Origin of the sequence: Frankia sp. AgB1.9 (assembly GCF_016786355.1) — a bacterium.
Classification (GTDB): domain Bacteria; phylum Actinomycetota; class Actinomycetes; order Frankiales; family Frankiaceae; genus Pseudofrankia.
In genome coordinates this window covers 1-17,973 of sequence record NZ_JADWYX010000159.1, presented here as the reverse complement: position 1 = coordinate 17,973, position 17,973 = coordinate 1, and the positions used below count along the sequence as shown (strand labels likewise).

General features: G+C 74.5%; 13 protein-coding genes and 1 pseudogene. 3 read left to right on the top strand and 11 right to left on the bottom strand.

The features are described 5' to 3' along the window. The first annotated feature begins 921 nt into the window (after positions 1-921). Positions 922-3,423 (top strand): DNA helicase PcrA, encoded by a 2,502-nt coding sequence (pcrA, locus tag I6A60_RS37145; protein ID WP_203021171.1) that lies wholly within the window; start codon positions 922-924, stop codon positions 3,421-3,423. A gap of 6 nt (positions 3,424-3,429) precedes the next feature. Here pcrA and I6A60_RS37140 read toward each other — a convergent pair whose 3' ends face one another. The 8 genes from I6A60_RS37140 to I6A60_RS37105 form a co-directional block, all read right to left on the bottom strand. Next, positions 3,430-4,839, bottom strand: a complete 1,410-nt coding sequence (locus tag I6A60_RS37140; RefSeq protein ID WP_203021169.1) for an alpha/beta fold hydrolase — start codon at positions 4,837-4,839, stop codon at positions 3,430-3,432. A 144-nt stretch (positions 4,840-4,983) separates the two neighbouring features. Beyond that, positions 4,984-6,678: an NAD(P)H-hydrate dehydratase gene (locus tag I6A60_RS37135; RefSeq protein ID WP_203021166.1), complete on the bottom strand. Its 1,695-nt coding sequence runs from the start codon at positions 6,676-6,678 to the stop codon at positions 4,984-4,986. Between the two features lie 85 nt (positions 6,679-6,763). Further along, complete coding sequence (locus I6A60_RS37130; RefSeq protein ID WP_203021164.1) at positions 6,764-7,912, bottom strand: threonine/serine dehydratase; 1,149 nt, start codon at positions 7,910-7,912, stop codon at positions 6,764-6,766. A 264-nt stretch (positions 7,913-8,176) separates the two neighbouring features. After that, positions 8,177-9,211: a tRNA (adenosine(37)-N6)-threonylcarbamoyltransferase complex transferase subunit TsaD gene (tsaD, locus tag I6A60_RS37125; RefSeq protein WP_203021162.1), complete on the bottom strand. Its 1,035-nt coding sequence runs from the start codon at positions 9,209-9,211 to the stop codon at positions 8,177-8,179. Continuing rightward, positions 9,208-9,879, bottom strand: a complete 672-nt coding sequence (gene rimI / locus I6A60_RS37120) for a ribosomal protein S18-alanine N-acetyltransferase (protein ID WP_203021160.1) — start codon at positions 9,877-9,879, stop codon at positions 9,208-9,210. Before rimI ends, tsaD begins: the two co-directional genes overlap by 4 nt. Then, the gene (tsaB, locus tag I6A60_RS37115) at positions 9,876-10,631 is read right to left on the bottom strand and encodes a tRNA (adenosine(37)-N6)-threonylcarbamoyltransferase complex dimerization subunit type 1 TsaB (protein ID WP_307874064.1); all 756 of its coding nucleotides are present in this window, start codon (positions 10,629-10,631) and stop codon (positions 9,876-9,878) included. The genes rimI and tsaB overlap by 4 nt, the downstream gene beginning before the upstream one ends. A gap of 149 nt (positions 10,632-10,780) precedes the next feature. Next, a complete protein-coding gene (gene tsaE, locus I6A60_RS37110; protein WP_374113451.1) occupies positions 10,781-11,254 on the bottom strand; it encodes a tRNA (adenosine(37)-N6)-threonylcarbamoyltransferase complex ATPase subunit type 1 TsaE in 474 nt (157 codons plus the stop codon). A gap of 169 nt (positions 11,255-11,423) precedes the next feature. Continuing rightward, entirely contained in the window at positions 11,424-11,738 is a 315-nt protein-coding gene (locus I6A60_RS37105; RefSeq protein WP_203021158.1) for a hypothetical protein, read from the bottom strand. Between the two features lie 270 nt (positions 11,739-12,008). On the opposite strand from I6A60_RS37105, the gene I6A60_RS37100 reads away from it, so the two are divergent. Then, entirely contained in the window at positions 12,009-13,598 is a 1,590-nt protein-coding gene (locus I6A60_RS37100; protein WP_203021156.1) for a hypothetical protein, read from the top strand. A 21-nt stretch (positions 13,599-13,619) separates the two neighbouring features. On the opposite strand, the gene alr is transcribed toward I6A60_RS37100, so the two are convergent. Continuing rightward, entirely contained in the window at positions 13,620-14,786 is a 1,167-nt protein-coding gene (gene alr / locus I6A60_RS37095) for an alanine racemase (protein ID WP_203021154.1), read from the bottom strand. Between the two features lie 183 nt (positions 14,787-14,969). Here alr and I6A60_RS37090 point away from each other — a divergent pair, with 183 nt between their 5' ends. Then, positions 14,970-15,482: an SWIM zinc finger domain-containing protein gene (locus I6A60_RS37090; RefSeq protein WP_203042581.1), complete on the top strand. Its 513-nt coding sequence runs from the start codon at positions 14,970-14,972 to the stop codon at positions 15,480-15,482. A 147-nt stretch (positions 15,483-15,629) separates the two neighbouring features. Here the strand turns inward: I6A60_RS37090 and glmS are convergent, their stop codons facing one another. Both glmS and I6A60_RS37080 read right to left on the bottom strand, forming a co-directional pair. Next, positions 15,630-17,552, bottom strand: a complete 1,923-nt coding sequence (glmS, locus tag I6A60_RS37085; RefSeq protein WP_013427294.1) for a glutamine--fructose-6-phosphate transaminase (isomerizing) — start codon at positions 17,550-17,552, stop codon at positions 15,630-15,632. 277 nt (positions 17,553-17,829) lie between these two features. Then, positions 17,830-17,973, bottom strand: a pseudogene (locus tag I6A60_RS37080) (phosphoglucosamine mutase); the annotation flags it as partial.

Sequence of the window (17,973 nt, the reverse complement as noted above, 5' to 3'; positions counted from 1 at the left end):
GGGGGGCGGGGGGGGGGGGGGGCGGGCCGCGCGCGCCGCCCCCCCCCCCCCCCCCCCCCCCCCCCCCCCCCCCCCCCGGCTCGGGCGCTGAGCGCCCTCGCCAACGCTGGATCGAGGTGGGCGTGGATGACGGTGGATCAGCCGTGTCCAGGGTCGGGATCTTGGGACGCGTCCCGCTCCTGGGGCCTGTCTGTCGTTCGTTGATCGCCGGTTCGGCCCTCGGGTGGTTGTAGTCGGGGCAGATTTACGACCAGGGGAGGGCCGAAACGGCGATCTTGGAGGCGTGCCGCTCCTGGCCAGTCTCCGGCCGCGACGCCGGCTCGGGCGCTGAGCGCCCTCGCCAACGCTGGATCGAGGCGAGCGCGCACGGGGCGGCGGGGCATGGCCTGGGTCCTACGTCGTGGTGCCGAATGGGGCGCGATCGGAACCATGGCGGATAGGTGAATAACCGAAATCGCGCCTGCGGCGGTCCGGCGGCCCCTGAGCACACAGCACCACCGAAGCGTTGTCTTGATGGAGTTCACGCATTGTTGGCGCGATGTCCGGAGCCAAAACGACGCCAAGGCGGGATGCCGGTTCGCCCTGCGCCGAGGGCAATCGGCGCGTCACCTCGCTAAGAAGGTCAGCTTTACCGAAGAAACGGGTGCGGGGCGCCCGTACCAATATCGCGCGCCCCGCACCTCGAGATCGGCCGGCATTGGGGTCTATGCCGGCATTCCGCCGGTTGCCGACGGGTCACGGAGGGCTTCCGCCAGCGTTCGACGGATGCCCCACCGGATTCAACCGTCCGCACCGCGAGAGCAGTGCCGGGGCCGCCGCCGTGGGTGATGTCGGATCAGGCAGGCATAGTGGCGGTGAGCCGGAAACGCCGACCGCACCCCACTCCGGCAACCGGCATCTCGAACGTATGATCGAGGACTGATGAGCACACTTTTCGACGACGAAACCGTTCCCAGCGCCGGCGGGGCATCGTCCGAGCCGCGTGACTCGTACGACCTGTTCGCTCCGGCGGTGCTGGCCGGTGCCCCCCGGTCCGGGCAGTCGGCCGCGGCGCACCAGTCCGAGCGCCGGCCGTCACCCCGGCTCGACCCGGACGCGCTGCTAACCGGGCTGAACCCGCAGCAGCGAGCCGCCGTGGTCCACGAGGGGTCGCCGCTGTTGATCGTCGCCGGCGCCGGGTCCGGCAAGACCAGGGTGCTCGCCCACCGGATCGCCTACCTGCTCGCCGCCCGCGACGTGCACCCCGGCGAGATCCTCGCGATCACGTTCACCAACAAGGCCGCGAACGAGATGCGGGAACGGGTCGGCGCTCTCGTCGGCGGCCGGGTGCGGGCCATGTGGGTGAGCACCTTCCACTCCGCCTGCGTGCGGATCCTGCGCAACGAGTCGAAGCGGCTCGGGTTCGGCAGCTCGTTCTCGATCTACGACGCCGCCGACGCCCAGCGGCTGATCACCCTGGTGTGCCGCGACCTCGACCTCGACTCCAAGCGCCATCCGGCCCGAGGCCTGGCCGCCCAGATCAGCACCCTGAAGAACGAGCTGGTCGACCACGAGACCGCGCAGGCCAAGGCCTCCAGCCACCCCGAGCGGACCGTCGCCGAGGTGTACGCGCTTTATCAGCGCCGGCTGCGCGAGGCGAACGCGCTGGACTTCGATGATCTGATCATGACGACGGTGAACCTGCTGCAGGCGTTCCCGGACGTCGCCGAGCACTACCACCGCCGGTTCCGCCACGTCCTCGTCGACGAGTACCAGGACACCAACCACGCCCAGTACGTGCTCATCCGCGAGCTGGTCGGCGGTGGCGGGTCCACGGCCGGCCGGGCGGACGACCCTGGGCTGCCCGGGCCTGCGGAGCTGTGTGTCGTCGGCGACGCCGACCAGTCGATCTACGCGTTCCGCGGCGCGGACATCCGCAACATCGTCGAGTTCGAGGAGGACTTCCCGAGCGCGAAGACGGTGCTGCTGGAGCAGAACTACCGCTCCACCCAGACCATCCTGTCCGCGGCGAACGCCGTCATCGCCCGCAACACCCAGCGCAAGCCGAAGCGGCTCTGGTCCGACGCCGGCGACGGCGAGAAGATCGTCGGCTTCGTCGCCGACAACGAGCACGACGAGGCCGCGTTCGTCGCCGAGGAGGTGGATCGGCTGTCCGACGAGAAGCTCGCCCGGTACGCCGACGTCGCCGTCTTCTACCGGACGAACGCGCAGAGCCGGGTCTTCGAGGAGATCTTCATCCGGGTCGGCCTGCCCTACAAGGTCGTCGGCGGGGTGCGCTTCTACGAGCGCAAGGAGATCCGCGACCTGCTCGCCTACCTTCGGGTGCTGGCGAACCCGTCCGACACGGTCAACCTGCGCCGCATCCTCAACACCCCCAGGCGGGGCATCGGCGACCGGGCCGAGGCGATGCTCGCCGCGTTCGCCGAGCGGGAGCGGATCGGCTTCGCCGACACGCTGAGCCGGGTCGACGACGTGCCGGGCCTGGCCACCCGGTCGGCCAAGGCGATCCGGGAGTTCGCGACGCTGCTCGCCGAGCTGCGCGAGACCGCCGAGGGCGACCCCGTCGAGACGATCGAGGCCGTGCTCGAACGCACCGGCTACCTCTCCGAGCTCGTCGCGGAGGACACGATCGAGTCGCAGGGCCGGGTGGAGAACCTCCAGGAGCTGGTGGAGGTCGTCCGGGAGTACACCGAGCGGTTCCCCGACGGCACGCTCGCCGGCTTCCTGGAGCAGGTCTCGCTGGTCGCCGACGCCGACCAGATCCCGTCGGACGACGGCTCGGACGGCGTCGTCACGCTGATGACGCTGCACAGCGCGAAGGGCCTGGAGTTCCCGGTGGTGTTCCTCACCGGGCTGGAGGACGGGATCTTCCCGCACATGCGCACCCTGGGCGACCCGATCCAGATGGAGGAGGAGCGCCGGCTCGCCTACGTCGGCGTCACCCGGGCCCGCCAGCGGCTCTACCTGACCCGCTCGGTCGTACGCAGCGCCTGGGGCCAGCCCGCCTACAACCCGCCGTCGCGGTTCGTCACCGAGATCCCCGAGCACCTGCTCGACTGGCGCCGGCTCGCCCCGGCGCCGGCAGGCCCCGGCCCGTCCGGATCCGGCGGCTTCGGATCCGGCGGCTTCGGAAGCGGTGGTTTCGGGTCGGGCGGGTTCGGGTCAGGCGCCGGGCGCGGGCCCGGCGGGGGCGCGGCGCCGGCCGGCTCCCCCTTCGGCCAGGGCCGGGCGTCGTCTCGCCCCGCCAGCCGGCCGATTCCCGCGTTGTCCGTCGGCGACCGGGTGACCCATGACGTCTTCGGCCTCGGGGTGGTGGTCGCGACCAGCGGCATCGCCGACTCTTCCCAGGCGAAGGTCGACTTCGGCGAGGGCACCGGCACCAAGGACCTGCTCCTGCGCTACGCCCCGGTCACCAAGCTCTGACGTCAGTCAGCCTCGGTCCGCCTCCGCGGCCGGGAGATCCGAGGCTGGCTCGTCTGAGGCTGGCTGGCCGGGCGCGCGCTGCCAGCGCCAGGGCAGCAGCGAACGGTGCGCCGCCTGGGCTGGGTGCGCCCGGCCGATGAGGGCCCGGACGTTTTCGTTCACCGCGTCGGGCCGTTCCAGCGGAAGGGCGTGGCCGGCGCCCTCCTCGACGACGAGCTCCGCCTCGGGCAGCGCGTCGGCGAGCGTGCGGCTGTGCGGCAGCGGGGTCATCAGGTCGTGGTCGCCGACCATCAGCAGCGTCGGGACGTGCCGCAGCACCGCAGCGGCGGCGAGCTTGTTGTGCGCCAGCAGGGTCGGCAGGAACGACACGATCACCGGGATCGGCGTGGTCGCGATCTCGCCTTCCAGGAACGTCACCACCGACGGCGGTACGTCGGTGGTACCGAAGCCGACCCGCCGGGTGATCGAGTAGGCCAGGTCGCTGCCACGCCGCCTGGCCCGCTCCAGCAGCGGCGGGGCGTGCCGCATCCCGACCGCGAGGCCGGGCAGCACCCGGCGGACCGCGCCGGACACCCCGGCCGGCAGACCGAAGGTCACCCGGGCCAGGTCGCCGGCACTGGTCGACATCAGCGCCACCGCGACGACTCGTTCCGCGAACAGCTCCGGGTGCCGCTCGGCCAGGCCGAGGATCGTCATCCCGCCCATCGAATGGCCGATCAGCACGATCGGGCCGGCCGGCGCGCGGGCCGCCAGGACGGCATACAGGTCATCGGCCAGCTGGTCGATGGTGCACCGGGCGACCTCGGACGGCCCGGACCGGCCGTGCGCCCGCTGGTCGTAGAAGACCATGGGGCCGAGGTCGGCCAGCGCCCGCTGCTGGAAGCACCACGAGTCGGCCGTGTTGCAGAACCCGTGCACGAACACGAGGGTCGGCCGCTCGGGCAGGTCGGCTGAGCCCCACCTCCAACGCAGCCGGCCCAGGCCCGCGGGCGGGTCCGACCGGTCGACGGCGCCGGCCGCCGCCGCCAAGCTGACGCCGTCGGCGGAACCGTTCCCGTGGGTCTGGGAGGTGACGGCCGCGGCCGGTACACCGGCGGCGGCAAGGTCGTCCGGGTCGCTCTCGACAACGTGCAGCGGCACGCCGTCGGAGGCGATCACGGTGGTGGACCGGCCGACGATCGGCCCGGCCCGCAGCTGCGCCGGGACGTCTGGCCTGGCCCGGGCCTTCTTGACGGCCCGGCGCTCCGCGATCAGACCGGCGGCGATGACCGCCCCGGCGATGCCCAGGCTGCCGCCGGTCGCCCGGACCGCCCTCGACCCGGCCACCGTTCCGACCAGGTCGACCGCGCCCGCCGCCGACCTCCCCAGGCTGCCGCCCTTCGCGAAGCCGCCAGTTCCCGTGGCCGTGCCCGCCACGCCACCACCTCGCCAACCGCGCGCCGATCTTGGCGGCCTCGTCCCGTTTCCCGCCAGTTAGGATGCCCTACTCCCCGATGATGCACCGGTGAACGGCACCCCAACCGCCCACCGAGGCGGCAACAGCCCCCGGCGCGGCGGGCTCTAGCCGACGGCGCCGGGGCGCAGGCCAGCTCTGGCCGCCGGCAGCAGCCCGGGGAGGTCTGCGGCGGCGAGCGGGCGCGGGGCCAGCTCGCCGGCCCGGCCATGCAGATAGGCGGCCACGCTGGCCGCGTCGAGCGCCCCGAGGCCCGCCGCCAGCAGCGAGCCGGCGAGGCCGGTGAGCACGTCTCCCGTCCCCGCGCTGCCGAGCCATGGGGTGCCGGTGGTGTTCACCCGGGCCGCGCCGCCTGGTTCGACGACCAGCGTCCGGGCGCCCTTGAGCAGCACGGTCACGCCCAGCTCGCCGCTGGCCCGCCGGACCGTGGCCAGCCGGTCGGCGGCCAGCTCTCGCCCGGTCTCCTCCGGGTCCCAGCCGAGCGCGGTGGCTGTGAGCCGGGTGAACTCGCCCTCATGGGGGGTCAGCAGCACCGGGGCCGCACGCCGAGCCAGCGTCTCCCGGCTGGCCGGGGGCTCCACCCGACCGGCCCCCCGGCCCGACCCACCCGTGCCGGGCCCGAATCCCACGGTGAAGCCGAAGCCACCTCCGGCGCCGCCTGTCCGGAAACCGGCGGCGAACGCCTCGGCGAACGGGTCGAGGCCGCCGGCGTCCAGCAGCAGTGGCACGTCGGTACCCACCAGCGCCTCGACCAGCTGACGGGCCGCCGGACCGGGCACGATCCCGGGACCGAGCGCCCAGGCCTGCACCCGGCCGGCGGCCAGCATCGCGGTGGCGTCTCCCGGTTCGATCACGGTAACCACCGCCTCCGGATGGGCTCGGCGGACGTGCTCGGCCGCGCGCGCCTCGGCGACCACCCGCAGGTAGCCGGCCCCGCCGCGCAGCGCCCCGCCGGTCGCCAGCACGACCGCGCCCGGGTAGCGGTCGCTGCCTCCCACCAGGCCCAGCACGCCCCGGGTGTACTTCGAGTCGGTCGGCCCCGGCACCGGGAGCAGCGCGGCGACGTCGTCGTCGTCGAGCGCCGTGAGGTCCGGTTCGGGCAGGTCGAGCCCGATCTCGACGAGCGCGAGCTGACCGACGTGGGTGGCGCCCGCGCCGAGCAGCAGCCCGCGCTTGTAGGTCCCGAACGTCACCGTCCGCGCGGCCCGTACGGCGGGGCCCACCACGGAGCCGGTGTCCGCGTCCACCCCGCTCGGCACGTCGACGGCGATCGTCCGCGCCGCCGGGGCCAGCTCCGCCAGCCGCGCGTGCGCCGCGCGCAGCCCACCGCGCCCGCCGATCCCGAGCAGCCCGTCGAGCACCAGGTCGGCCCCGGCCAGCAGCGCCGAGACACGATCGTCCGGCAGCGGCCGCGACGCGACGCTGTCGGTGGCGGCGGTTACAGCGGTTGCAGCGGTTGCAGCGGCGGTGGCGACCTCGCCGGGGGCGACGACGCGGTGGCGCCGGCCGCCGGCCGCGAGCAGGGCCGCGGTGGCCTCGGGGTGCGTCCTGCCGGGCGCCAGCACGTCCACCCGAGCGCCACGCGCGGCCAGTCTGGCCCCGACCCACAGCGCATCGCCGCCGTTGTCGCCGCCACCGGCCAGCACGACGACCCGGCGCCCGTAAACGCGCCCGTCCAGGAAGCCGACGGCGTGGCTGAGCAGCCCGGACACCGCCCGCTGCATCAACGCTCCTGGCGGCAACGACGCCAGCAGCGGCGCCTCGGCGCCCCGGACATCGGCCACGGTGTGGGCAGCACGCATGCCACCATCGTCCCGCGCCGACGCGGGACGGGCGTCATGGCCCGGCCGGCGACGATCCGCCGCCCTCCGAGGTCCAGGTCCAGGTTCAGGCGAGGCGGGTGGCCGGAACGGTGGCTGCGGCCGTGAGGGCGGCGACGCGCTCGGCGGTGGCCAGGTCGATGTTGCCCCCGGACAGGACGACGGCCGTCGGCCCCTGGGCGAGTCCCGGATGACGCAGCAGCGCGGCGACCCCGGCCGCGCCGGCCGGCTCGACGAGGTGGTCCCCGGTCGCCCGCAGCAGCACCATCGCCTCCCAGAACGCGTCCTCGTCGACGGTGACCACGTCGTCGAGCAGCGACGCGGCGAGCGCCAGCGTCAGCCGGCCGGGGGTACGCACCGCCATCCCGTCGGCGACGGTGTCGGCGGGCGCGCAGAGGCGTCGGCCGGCGTGGAAGGAGTCGGCGAACGCGGAGGCGTTCTCGGCCTGGACGCCGACCACCCGCACCTGGGCGCCGCGGGCGTGGCCAGCCAGCGCGGCGGCGATCCCGGCGGCCAGCCCGCCGCCGCCGACCCCGACGACGACTGTGCGCAGGTCGGGCACCTGCTCGATCAGCTCGAGCCCGACCGTGCCCTGACCGGCGATCACGGCCGCATCGTCGAACGGGTGGACCATCAGCCGGTCGCCCTCGGCGGCGAACGCCGCGGCGGCGGCGAGCGCGGCGTCGACCCCGCCGTCCACGTGCTCGACCCGCGCTCCCCAGCGACGCGTCCTGGCCACCTTGACCGAGTTCGCGCCGGTCGGTACGAAGATCGTCGAGTCGACGCCGAACTGGGCCGCCGCGTAGGCCACGCCCTGGGCATGGTTGCCTGCGCTGGCCGCGACCAGACCGCGAGCCCGACGGGCCGGGTCGGCCTGGGCGACCCGGTTGTACGCACCGCGCAGCTTGAACGACCGGGTGTGCTGCTCGTCCTCACACTTCAGCCAGATCGGCGCGCCGGTACGGCGGCCCAGACCGGGGTGCGTGACGACCCGGGTCCGCCGGGCGACTCCGGTGAGGGTGGCCGCGGCCGCGTCGACGTCGACCGCGCGGATCAGGGCCGCGACCTCGGCCGGGGAGAGGTCGTCCGGCCCGGCCGCGGTCCGGGTGGTAGTTCGGTCGGCGGCGTCGTCCGCCTGCTCGTCCGGGGATCCGGCGGTGGCGCCGGATTTACCGGACGTGCGCGGCGACGGCGTCGTCGCTGCTGGCTGGGTCATCCAAGGCTCCCTGGTGGCTTTGCGGCCACTGGAGTGCGCCGTGGCCGCGGCAAACAAAAAAGCCCCCCGCAGAAAGCGGAAGGCTTGGCGCGCGGCCGACTGAACGCTCGGTCGCGCGCCTAGGTAATGCCCATGAGTCGGACGCCCAGGGGCTGCTCACCCAAAGGCTGACGAGACACGAGCTGCTGCGGCACAGCTCCAGACTGCTCCGTCGCAGCCGCCCGCGTCAAACCGACACCGGTGGGCGCGGCCGACAGCCTTCGGTCAGACACCCAGCGGGAGCGTCGAGGAGGCGGGCAGGTCGAGCGGGGACGGAGCAACTCCGGCCGCGACCTGGAGGGCGCCGAGAGCGGCGACCATGGCGCCGTTGTCGGTGCACAGCCCAGGACGCGGAACCCGCAGGGTGATTCCGGCGGCCGCGCACCGCTCGGCGGCCAGCGCTCGCAGCCGGCTGTTCGCGGCGACCCCCCCGCCGATGACGATCGTGTCGACGCTGTGCGCCCTCGCCGCGGCGACCGCCTTGGCGGTGAGCACGTCGACGACGGCCTCCTGGAAGGACGCGGCGACGTCGGCGATCGGCACCGGCTCACCGGCCCGCCGCCGCGCCTCCACCCAGCGGGCGACGGCCGTCTTCAGGCCGCTGAAGGAGAAGTCGAAGGTCCCGTCACCCGCCTTGCCACGTGGGAACGAGATCGTCGGCGAACCGTCCCGCGCCGCCCGGTCGATCGGCGGACCGCCGGGGAACGGCATCCCGAGCAGCCGGGCGACCTTGTCGTAGGCCTCGCCGGCCGCGTCGTCGACGGTGGCGCCCAGGGAGACCACCGGGGCCGCGGCCAGGTCCTCCACCAGCAGCAGCGACGAGTGGCCGCCGGAGACCAGCAGGGCGATCGACGGCGCCGGCAGCGGGCCGTGTTCCAGCGTGTCGACGGCGACGTGCGCGGCCAGGTGGTGCACGCCGTAGAGCGGCACCCCGAGCGCCAGCGCGTACGCCTTCGCCGCCGCGACCCCGACCAGCAACGCGCCGGCGAGGCCGGGCCCCGCCGTGACGGCGACCGCGTCGAGGTCCGCCGGCCGGGCGCCGGCGGCGGCCAGCGCCCGCTCGACCGTCGGGACCATCGCCTCCAGGTGCGCCCGAGCGGCGATCTCGGGCACCACGCCGCCGTAGCGGGCGTGCTCGTCGACCGACGAGGCCAGCGCGTCGGCGAGCAGCACCCCGTCGCGCACCAGCCCGACGCCGGTCTCGTCGCACGAAGTCTCGATCCCGAGGACGAGGGGCCCTCGCCCATCCGGCCGGCTCATCCGGTTCCCTCCCTGAACGTCGAAGCCGGCACGCCGGGCGCCGCGGCCCCGCCGCCGCCCGCCGGGCCGTCGGAAGCCGCCGTGCCGCCCGGGGGTGTGTCTGGCCGGCCGGGCTCGGCGTCGGCCGCGTCCCGCTCGTCGAGAGCCGACCAGGCGGCGTCGAGCTGGGCGCCGTAGCCGACGGTGTCGATGGGGCGGGCCCGCATCACGTAGGCGTCGCCGCCGGACGGCTGGTAGTACCCCCGGCGCATGCCGATGTCGACGAAGCCGAGCCGGGCGTAGAGCGCCCGGGCCGCGTGGTTGTCGGTGCGCACCTCCAGGCCGCAGCTGCGCGCGCCCCGCCGTCGCGCCTCACGCAGCAGAGCGATCATCAGGCGGGCGCCCAGCCCACGACCCCGCAGGTCCGGGTGCACGCCGACGGTCTGGATGTACGCCTCGTCGTCGGTGACGGCGAGGCCGGCATACCCGACGATCCGGCCCGCGACCAGCGCGGCCAGGTAGTACCGGCTCGGCCCGGCCGCCAGTTCCGACCAGAACATCTCGGGCGTCCACGGGTCGACGTCGAAGACGTCCCGCTCCAGTTCGGCTGCCTCGACGAGCTGCCACCAGCGCAGCGGTACCAGGGTGACCGCGGGCGGCCGCTGGTCCGGCCCGCCGCCGGAGCTCATGCCCTGACCGGCTTCGCCGGGTGCGGTTCGGCGACGTCCGGCCGGCGCAGGTAGATCGGCGTCAGCGGCTCGGGGGCCCGCCCGGCGCGCAGGTCCGCCGCCGCGAGGGCGGCGAGCAGCGCCGGATCCGGATAGTCGGGCACGGACGGTGCGAGACCGGCGCTCGCCGCGGCGAAGGACGTGAACGCGTCGGGATAGAGCTCCCGGCCCGGCCCGGCCAGGGTGTCCACACCGGCGGCCCGCAGCAGCTCGGCGGCGCGCACCGGGTAGTCGACCGACGGGCCCGCGATCCGGCGGCCGTCCGCGTAGCCAGCCCAGAACACCTCGCGACGGCGGGCGTCGATGGCGACCCCGGCCTGGCCCGTCGTGGCGGCGCCGATCCCGTCCAGCGAGCAGACACCGTGGCAGGGCAGGCCGAGCGCTGCGGCGAACGTGCCAGCGGTCACGATCCCGACCCGCAGGCTGGTGAACGGCCCTGGACCGAGCCCGACGACCAGCGCCGACAACGCGGCGGGCCGGACGGCAGCCTCGGCGAGCACCGTCTGGATCAGCGGGGCGAGCAGCTCGCCGTGCCGCCGGGCGTCGACGACCCGCCGGGCGGCAAGCAGGCGCCCGGGCCCGGGCGACGGCGCGAGACCGGACGACGACGCGGGACCGGACGACGGCGCGGGACCGAACGACGGCGCGGGACCGAGCTCGACGAGAGCCACCGAGCAGGCCGGCGTCGAGGTGTCAACAGCGAGCACCAACACCCGTCCAGCCTACGGACCGCGACCGGGCGGGCTCCGGACCGCTCCGCCCAGGGTTACCGAAAGGACCTCACGCTCACCCGGAGAAACCAGCGTCGATGGGAGAACCGACGCGAAATCGGGCGGCCGGACCGGCGCCCGCCGCGTTCCCGTCAGCCGGCGGCGACCTTGGCGTCCCCCAGGGAGCGCAGGCGCTCGGCCCAGTCGGGCCCGGCGGGCACGAGCTGGACGCGGCGGGCCTCGCCGGCCTCGTCACCCTCCGGGCGGTCGATGTCGACCCGCAGGTGCTCGTTCGCCAGCTGCTCCACCCGACCGGCGCCCCACTCGACCACGGTCAGTGCGACGTCGGTGTCCGCGTCCAGGTCGAGGTCGTCGACCTCGGCCACGCCCGCGAGCCGGTAGGCGTCGACGTGTACCAGCGGCAGCCGGCCGCCGGTGTGAACCCGGGCGAGCACGAACGTCGGCGACGTCACCGGACCCGGCACCCCGAGCCCCGCCGCGATCCCCTGCACCAGGACGGTCTTGCCCGCGCCGAGCGGCCCGGCGAGCACGATCAGGTCACCGGGCCGGGCGACCCGCGCGATCCGGGCGCCCAGCCCGCGCATGTCGTCCGGTGTCTCGACCACCAGCTCGCCCTGGGCGCCGCCGGCGCCATCGCGCGAGGAGATCTGGGCACCCGCCGCATCCAGGCCCGGCGTCGAGCCGGGGCCGCCTGAGGTCGTCACCCGTCCATCATCCGCCCGGTCACACCGGTCCGGGCCGGCGCCGCGGGCCAGCTCGGGTCAGCGGTTCGGGTCAGCGGTTCGGGTTGGCGCAGCCGCCGCCGCTGGCCATACCGCCGAACGCCCCGCGCCCGGGCCGCACCCGGACCATCTTCGGCGCCGCCTCGGCGGCCGCGGCCTGCTCGACCTGCTCACGGGTGGTGAGGGTGAGCAGGACAGGCCCGCCGGTCGGGCGCGCCTCGGCGTCCGTACCGGCCAGGTCGGTGCGGCCGTCGAGGTCTTCGTCGAGGTCGTCGTCGTCCGGGCCGTCCAGCTCGTCGTGTCGCGTACCGCCGAGCGGGGCGGATGCCGTGGCCGTGCCCCTACCGCCGCGCCACCTGAGCTTCACGTCGTCTCCCTCATGTCTCGTGGTTGTCTCGTGCTGCCGTCCCGGACGCAGTACCCGTTCGGGCCCGTGACGACCGTGCCGCCCCCCGGCCGGCACCACGGGCGTCGAACGCCTCCCTCGACCGTAGGTGCTCCCCGCTCAGCCGTCTCGGCGCCCGTGGCAAACCCGGGTCCGCGCAGCGGCCGCCAACCGGGCCGATGCGGCAAAACCGCCCGTCAGCGACCCCAGCGCGCGATGATGATCTCCAGCTTGGCAGTGGAGGAGGGGTCGATGAGCGGCGCGCGCGATTCCTGGCGTCCCGACCGCGGCACCGGCGACGGACGGTCGGGAGACGAGATCGGGTCGGCGCGGGACCCGGACGCGCCGGCTGGTCCGCTCGCCCGGGCCGGTGGCGCGCTGGCCGCCGCCGGAGGCCGGCTTCTCGACCGGGCCGGCTCGGGAAGGCTCGTGACCGCCGTGGCTGTGGTCGTCGTGCTGGTGATGGCCGGCGGCGCGGTCTGGCTCGCCCAGACGACCAGGAATCCCGGGCTGCCCTGCACCGCGCACGCGGGCGCGGTCTGCGAGGCGGCGTACGGGATCTGGGTCGACGCCGACCCGGACCGCGCGGTGACCAGCCCGTCCGGCTGGTCGGCCAGGACCGCCCGGTACCAGGGCGAGAGCTACGTGACCACCGCCGCCGCAAGCCGGGTTCCGCCGCCACCTGGCGGGCGCGACGACTGCGCGCAGCGGGCGGCCTGGGCGGGCACGATCGACTCGGTGCCGGCGGACCTCTCCCCGGTCCGGTTGACGGTGAGCGCGCGCCGCGGCATCCCGGTCACCGTGCTCGGCTACCGGGTCCAGCTCGACGAAGCTCGCCCGGCCCCGACCCAGGGCATCCTGCTCACCTGTTCGGGCGTGATCGACGCCGACAACCTGGCCGAGTACAACGCGCCGCCCTGGCAGCGCAGGCCGGCACTCTACCAGGCACGCACGCTGCCGTTCTCGGCCGCGGCGCCCGTCGACCTCGACCGCCGCACCTCCGAGCTGATCCCGCCCGGCCCGAACGACGGCCGGCCCGTGCCGCCGGTGCACGTGCCGGCCAGGACGACCGCCCCGCTGCTGGTGGCGGCGACGACCGACGGCTGCGCCTGCCGCTGGCGGCTGGAGGTGACGCTGCTGGTCGCCGGTGAGCAGCGGGTAGTGACGGCCGGCCCGGACGGCGTCCGGCCCGGCCCGGCCGCGGCCAACCGAGGTCAACCGTCGTTCGAGACGACCTCGTCGGCGTTTCTGACGCCGTACGCCTTCGTCGACGGCGCCTGGCGGGCCGCCGGCGGCCTCACGCCGTCTGGTTCGACTCAGCCGGTCTGCCCGCTGCTGCCGGTCGACGCGGTCACCCGCGCCCTCGGGAGCTCCACGGCCGATCCGCCGAGCCAGGTCGACGAGAACGAATCCGTCCAGCGGAGCTACCCCGACGTCTCGTACACCGGTCTGACCCGCCAGGTCTCCTGCCAGTGGCAGGCCAGCCCAACCAGCTGGGAGCTGGGCACTCTCACCGTCGAGACGACTCAGGTGGACGACGCGACGACCGCGCGCGCCGTCTTCGACCAACGCCGTTTCGCGCCGGCGGGGACGCCGTCGATCTTCGGGTGCTCCCAGGGGCCGCCGACGACGGCCTCCGCTCCGGTGGAGATCCAGGGCGTCGGCGACGCGGCGGTCCGCTCGGCCGGCCAGTTGCTGGTGCTCGCGGCCGATCGGGTCGTCCGCGTCGAGCTGTGCGTCCCCCCGACACCGGCGCCGACGCCGCCACCCACGATCGTGACCCCGGTGCCCGGCGACGAGGCCGTGCTCATCCAGCTCGCCCGGGCGGTCCTCGCGGGCTGAGCCTTTGGCGTCAACAGACCGCTAGGGGTTGACGTAGACCCGGGGGACACGGGGGCCGATCCGGGTGACGATCTCGTAGTTGATGGTGCCGAGCGCGGCGGCCCAGTCGTCGGCCGTCGGCTCGCCGTCGTCGCCAGGGCCGAACAGCACCGCCTCGTCACCTTCGGCGACCCTGTCGTCGCCGACGTCGAGGACGAACTGGTCCATGCAGACCGTGCCCGCGATCCGCCGGCGCCGGCCGGCGAGCAGCACCTCGCCGAGGTTCGTCGCCGCGCGCGGCACCCCGTCGGCGTAGCCCAGCGGGACGAGCGCGAGCGTCGTCTCGGAGTCGGTGACGTAGCGGTGGGCGTAGGAGACCCCGGTGCCGGGCGGGACGCGCTTGGCGAGCGCGACCCTGGCGGCGAGGCGCATCGCCGGTCGCAGGCCGAGCTCGGCGGACCGGCCGACCTCCGGGCCGGGCGACAGCCCGTAGATCGAGATCCCCGGCCGGACCAGGTCGAAATGGGCTTCCGGGCTGACCAGGGTGGCGGCCGAGTTCGCCAGGTGCCGCACCTCGGGGCGCAGCCCAGCCTTCTCCGCGATCGCGACCGCGTCGGTGAACCGGCCGATCTGGCCCTGCACGGTCGGATGGCCCGGTGCGTCGGCGAACGCGAAGTGGCTCCACACCCCGACGACGTCGAGCACACCCTCGGCGCGCAGGGCGGCGGCCGCGTCGCACAGGGCCGGCCAGTCGGCGCCGGTGGCGCCGGACCGGCCGAGCCCGGTGTCGGCCTTCAGGTGAACCCGGGCCGGCCGGCCGGTCGCTCTGGCTGCCGCGGCGATCTCGGCCAGCGCCCAGGGCGCGGAGGCCGACAGGTCGATCTGGGCGCCGATGGCCGCGTCGAGCGGCTCCCCCGGCGACATCAGCCAGGACATCACCGGCACCGTGATGCCGGCCGCTCGCAGCGCCAGCGCCTCCTCGATCACGGCGACCCCGAGCCAGGTCGCGCCCGCGTCGAGCGCGGCGCGGGCGCACGGCAGCATGCCGTGGCCATAACCGTCGGCCTTGACGACCGCCATGGTCGCCGCGGAACCGGCGCGGGCGACCAGCTCAGCGGTCGACGCCCGCACCGCGTCCAGGTCGATGGCGGCGTACACGCGCGGCGGCGTCGCCGGGTCCGCGCTGGTCGCAGTGGTCGGCTGAGTCATCGGGCCCTCCGGAATCCAGGCGCGGATCCCCGCCCCGCGCGGCCGGCGCGACGGTGTCGAGCCGGCGTCAGTGGTCGGGACGACGTCTGCCGGAACCCTACTTGGCACCGCTCGGACCGGCTGACTGCCGGCAACGGGGACAGCCCCGGCACAGCCGGCCCGGGCCCGCCATAGGATTGCGGGGTGATCATCAAGGTTTCCGGGGACGGACCGCACGACGAGGTCATCCTCACGCCGCTCGAGGCCGCCTTCACCGAGACCACCTGCGCCACGCTCGCGGGCACCGAGGCGTTCACCCGCGGCGTCGGGCTGGCGCTGCTCGGCCGCGTGGCCGACCTCCGGATCCGACCGAGCGATGCCTCGGGGACGGTGGACGACGACGGCCAGTACGCCGTCAAGCTGTCGGTCGACGAGGACGGCCCACACCAGGAGTGCGGCTGCCCCGAGGCCGCCGTCGCGGCGCTGTGTCCGCACGGGGTCGCCGTCGCCCTGGCGGCGACCGGCTCGGTCAACGGGGACGAGGACGACGAGGACGACGACGACTACGTCCGGGCAGCGGTCGGGGTCTTCCTGACCGGGCTGCCGCGGGCGGAGCTGGTCGACCTGGTGCTCGACCTCGCCGACGAGAACGACGACCTCGCCGACGCCCTCTGGGAGGCCACCGTCCGCTGGCACCGCGACCAGGCCACCGACTAGGGCGCCGGCTCGAAGGGCGCTTGCGCGCCCGCTCGCCGGCTGCCGGGTCGGGCGCTTGCGCGCCCGCCCCAACCCCTGACCTCGGGATGGCGTGTATCTACGAGGCCGGCGCCGGTCCAGGGTCGGGAACTTTGTTGCGTCTGCTGCTCATTCGACGGTGACGGACTTGGCGAGGTTGCGGGGCTGGTCGACGTCGAGGCCGCGGGCGAGGGCCAGTTCGCAGGCGAACACCTGTAGCGGGATCGTCGTCACCAGCGGGGAGAACAGCGACGAGGTCGCCGGTACCCGGATCAGGTGGTCGGCGAACGGCTCGACGAGGTGGTCCCCCTCCTCGGCGATGACGATGGTCCGGGCACCGCGGGCCCGGACCTCCTGGATGTTGGACACGACCTTGTCGTGCAGCACGGCCCGCCCGCGCGGCGAGGGCACCACGACGACGACCGGCACACCCTGCTCGACCAGCGCGATCGGCCCGTGCTTGAGCTCTCCCGCAGGGAAGCCCTCGGCGTGCATGTAGGCGAGCTCCTTGAGCTTGAGCGCGCCTTCCAGGGCCACCGGGTACCCGACGTGCCGCCCCAGGAACAGCACGGTCCTGGCGCCCGACAGGCTGCGGGCCAGCTCCCGCACCGGGCCGACCGTACCCAGCGTGCGGGCCACCAGGTCGGGCATCTTCTGGAGCTTCTCGACGTAGGCGCCGACCTCGTCGCCGTAGAGCACGCCACGGGCCTGCGCGAGGAAGAGGCCGACGAGCAGGCAGGCCGCGACCTGGCCGAGGAACGTCTTGGTGGCGGCGACGCCGACCTCCGGGCCGCACCGGGTGTAGAGCACGGCGTCGGACTCGCGCGGAATCGTCGAACCGTTGGTGTTGCAGATCGCCAGCACCCGGGCCTTCTGCTCACGGGCGTGCTTGACGGCCATCAGCGTGTCCAGCGTCTCGCCGGACTGGCTGATCGCGATGACCAGCGTCGAGCGGTCGAGCACCGGGTCACGGTAGCGGAACTCGGAGGCCATCTCGACCTCGCAGGGCAGCCGGGTCCAGTGCTCGATCGCGTACTTGGCGATCAGGCCGGCATGGTAGGCCGTGCCGCAGGCGACGATGAAGACCTTGTCGATGTCGCGGAAGTCCTCGCCGGACAGCCGCTCCTCGTCCAGCACGATCGCTCCGTCGGGCGACAGCCGGCCGCGCAGGGTGTCGGCGAGCACCGCCGGCTGCTCACTGATCTCCTTGAGCATGAAGTACGGGTAGCCGCCCTTCTCGGCGGCTGATGCGTCCCAGTCGACGTGGTAAGGCCGGCCCTCGACCTGTTCGCCGTTGAAGTCGATGACCGTCACGCCGTCCCGGCGGCCCTCGACGATCTGGTCCTGGCCGATCTCCAGCGCGTCCCGGGTGTGCGCGATGAACGCGGAGACGTCGCTGGCGAGGAACGTCTCCCCCTGGCCGAGCCCGACCACCAGCGGGCTGTTGCGCCGGGCACCGACGACGACCTCCGGGAAGTCCCGGTGCAGCACGACGAGGGTGAACGCGCCGGAGAGCCGATGGCAGACTCGGCGGACCGCCTCGGTGAGCGGGTGGCGCCCGCCCTCGGTGCCCTCGCTGGCGGCGACGGCGGTCGCCTCCGCCGAGCCCGGACGGCCCAGCTCGGCCTCGAGCAGGTGCGCGACGACCTCGGTGTCGGTCTCGCTCTCCAGCTCATGGCCGGCGGCGAACAGCTCGGCCCGCAGCGCGGTGAAGTTCTCGATGATCCCGTTGTGGATGACACCGATCGTCCCGGTGCAGTCCGTGTGAGGGTGGGCGTTGACGTCGGTCGGCCCGCCGTGGGTGGCCCAGCGGGTGTGGCCCATGCCGGTCGTGCCGGCCATGCCCTCCCCGACGACCTGGCCCTCGTCGTTCTCGGCGAGCGCCTTCTCCAGGTTCGCCAGCTTTCCGGCGCGTCGGACGACCTTCAGCGCGCCCGCGCCGACGACGGCGATTCCGGCCGAGTCATACCCTCGGTACTCCAGCCGGCGCAGCCCGCCGAGGGCGACCTCGAGGGCGGACTGCTCTCCCACGTAGCCGATGATCCCGCACATGGGGCTCAGCGTACGCAGCGGCGACGGCTGTGCGCGCACGGACCCGGGAACCGTCGACAGGTTTCGCGAAGGGTCCAGCGCGGATGCGGCGAAAGCCCCGAGCCGACCGGTGGCCGGCTCCCCAAGCGGGTTATTGGCGCAGGTCAGGACGTTGCCGGTCCCGGTATCGATGTCCGCCAAGTCGTTGTGACGGCACGAATTCCCGGCTACTTCGGACGGTCGTCTCCTCGTTCCCGGAGCGCCTTCGCAGCCTTCCCCAGGGAGGTGTGGGCCGGCGTCAGCCGGCGACGGTGAGCTCGCGCCTGACGACGTCGGCCAGCTCGGTGGCGACCGCGCGGGCCCGCGCGTCGGTCGGCGCCTCGACCATCACCCGCACCAGCGGCTCGGTCCCCGAGGGCCGCAGCAGCACGCGGCCCTCGGG

Bases quoted from the DNA above. Each gene is read 5' to 3' on its own strand.
- pcrA (WP_203021171.1), top strand. From the start codon at position 922: ATGAGCACACTTTTCGACGACGAAACCGTTCCCAGCGCCGGCGGGGCA.
- I6A60_RS37135 (WP_203021166.1), bottom strand. From the start codon at position 6,678: ATGCGTGCTGCCCACACCGTGGCCGATGTCCGGGGCGCCGAGGCGCCG.
- I6A60_RS37130 (WP_203021164.1), bottom strand. From the start codon at position 7,912: ATGACCCAGCCAGCAGCGACGACGCCGTCGCCGCGCACGTCCGGTAAA.
- tsaD (WP_203021162.1), bottom strand. From the start codon at position 9,211: ATGAGCCGGCCGGATGGGCGAGGGCCCCTCGTCCTCGGGATCGAGACT.
- rimI (WP_203021160.1), bottom strand. From the start codon at position 9,879: ATGAGCTCCGGCGGCGGGCCGGACCAGCGGCCGCCCGCGGTCACCCTG.
- I6A60_RS37100 (WP_203021156.1), top strand. From the start codon at position 12,009: ATGAGCGGCGCGCGCGATTCCTGGCGTCCCGACCGCGGCACCGGCGAC.
- alr (WP_203021154.1), bottom strand. From the start codon at position 14,786: ATGACTCAGCCGACCACTGCGACCAGCGCGGACCCGGCGACGCCGCCG.
- glmS (WP_013427294.1), bottom strand. From the start codon at position 17,552: ATGTGCGGGATCATCGGCTACGTGGGAGAGCAGTCCGCCCTCGAGGTC.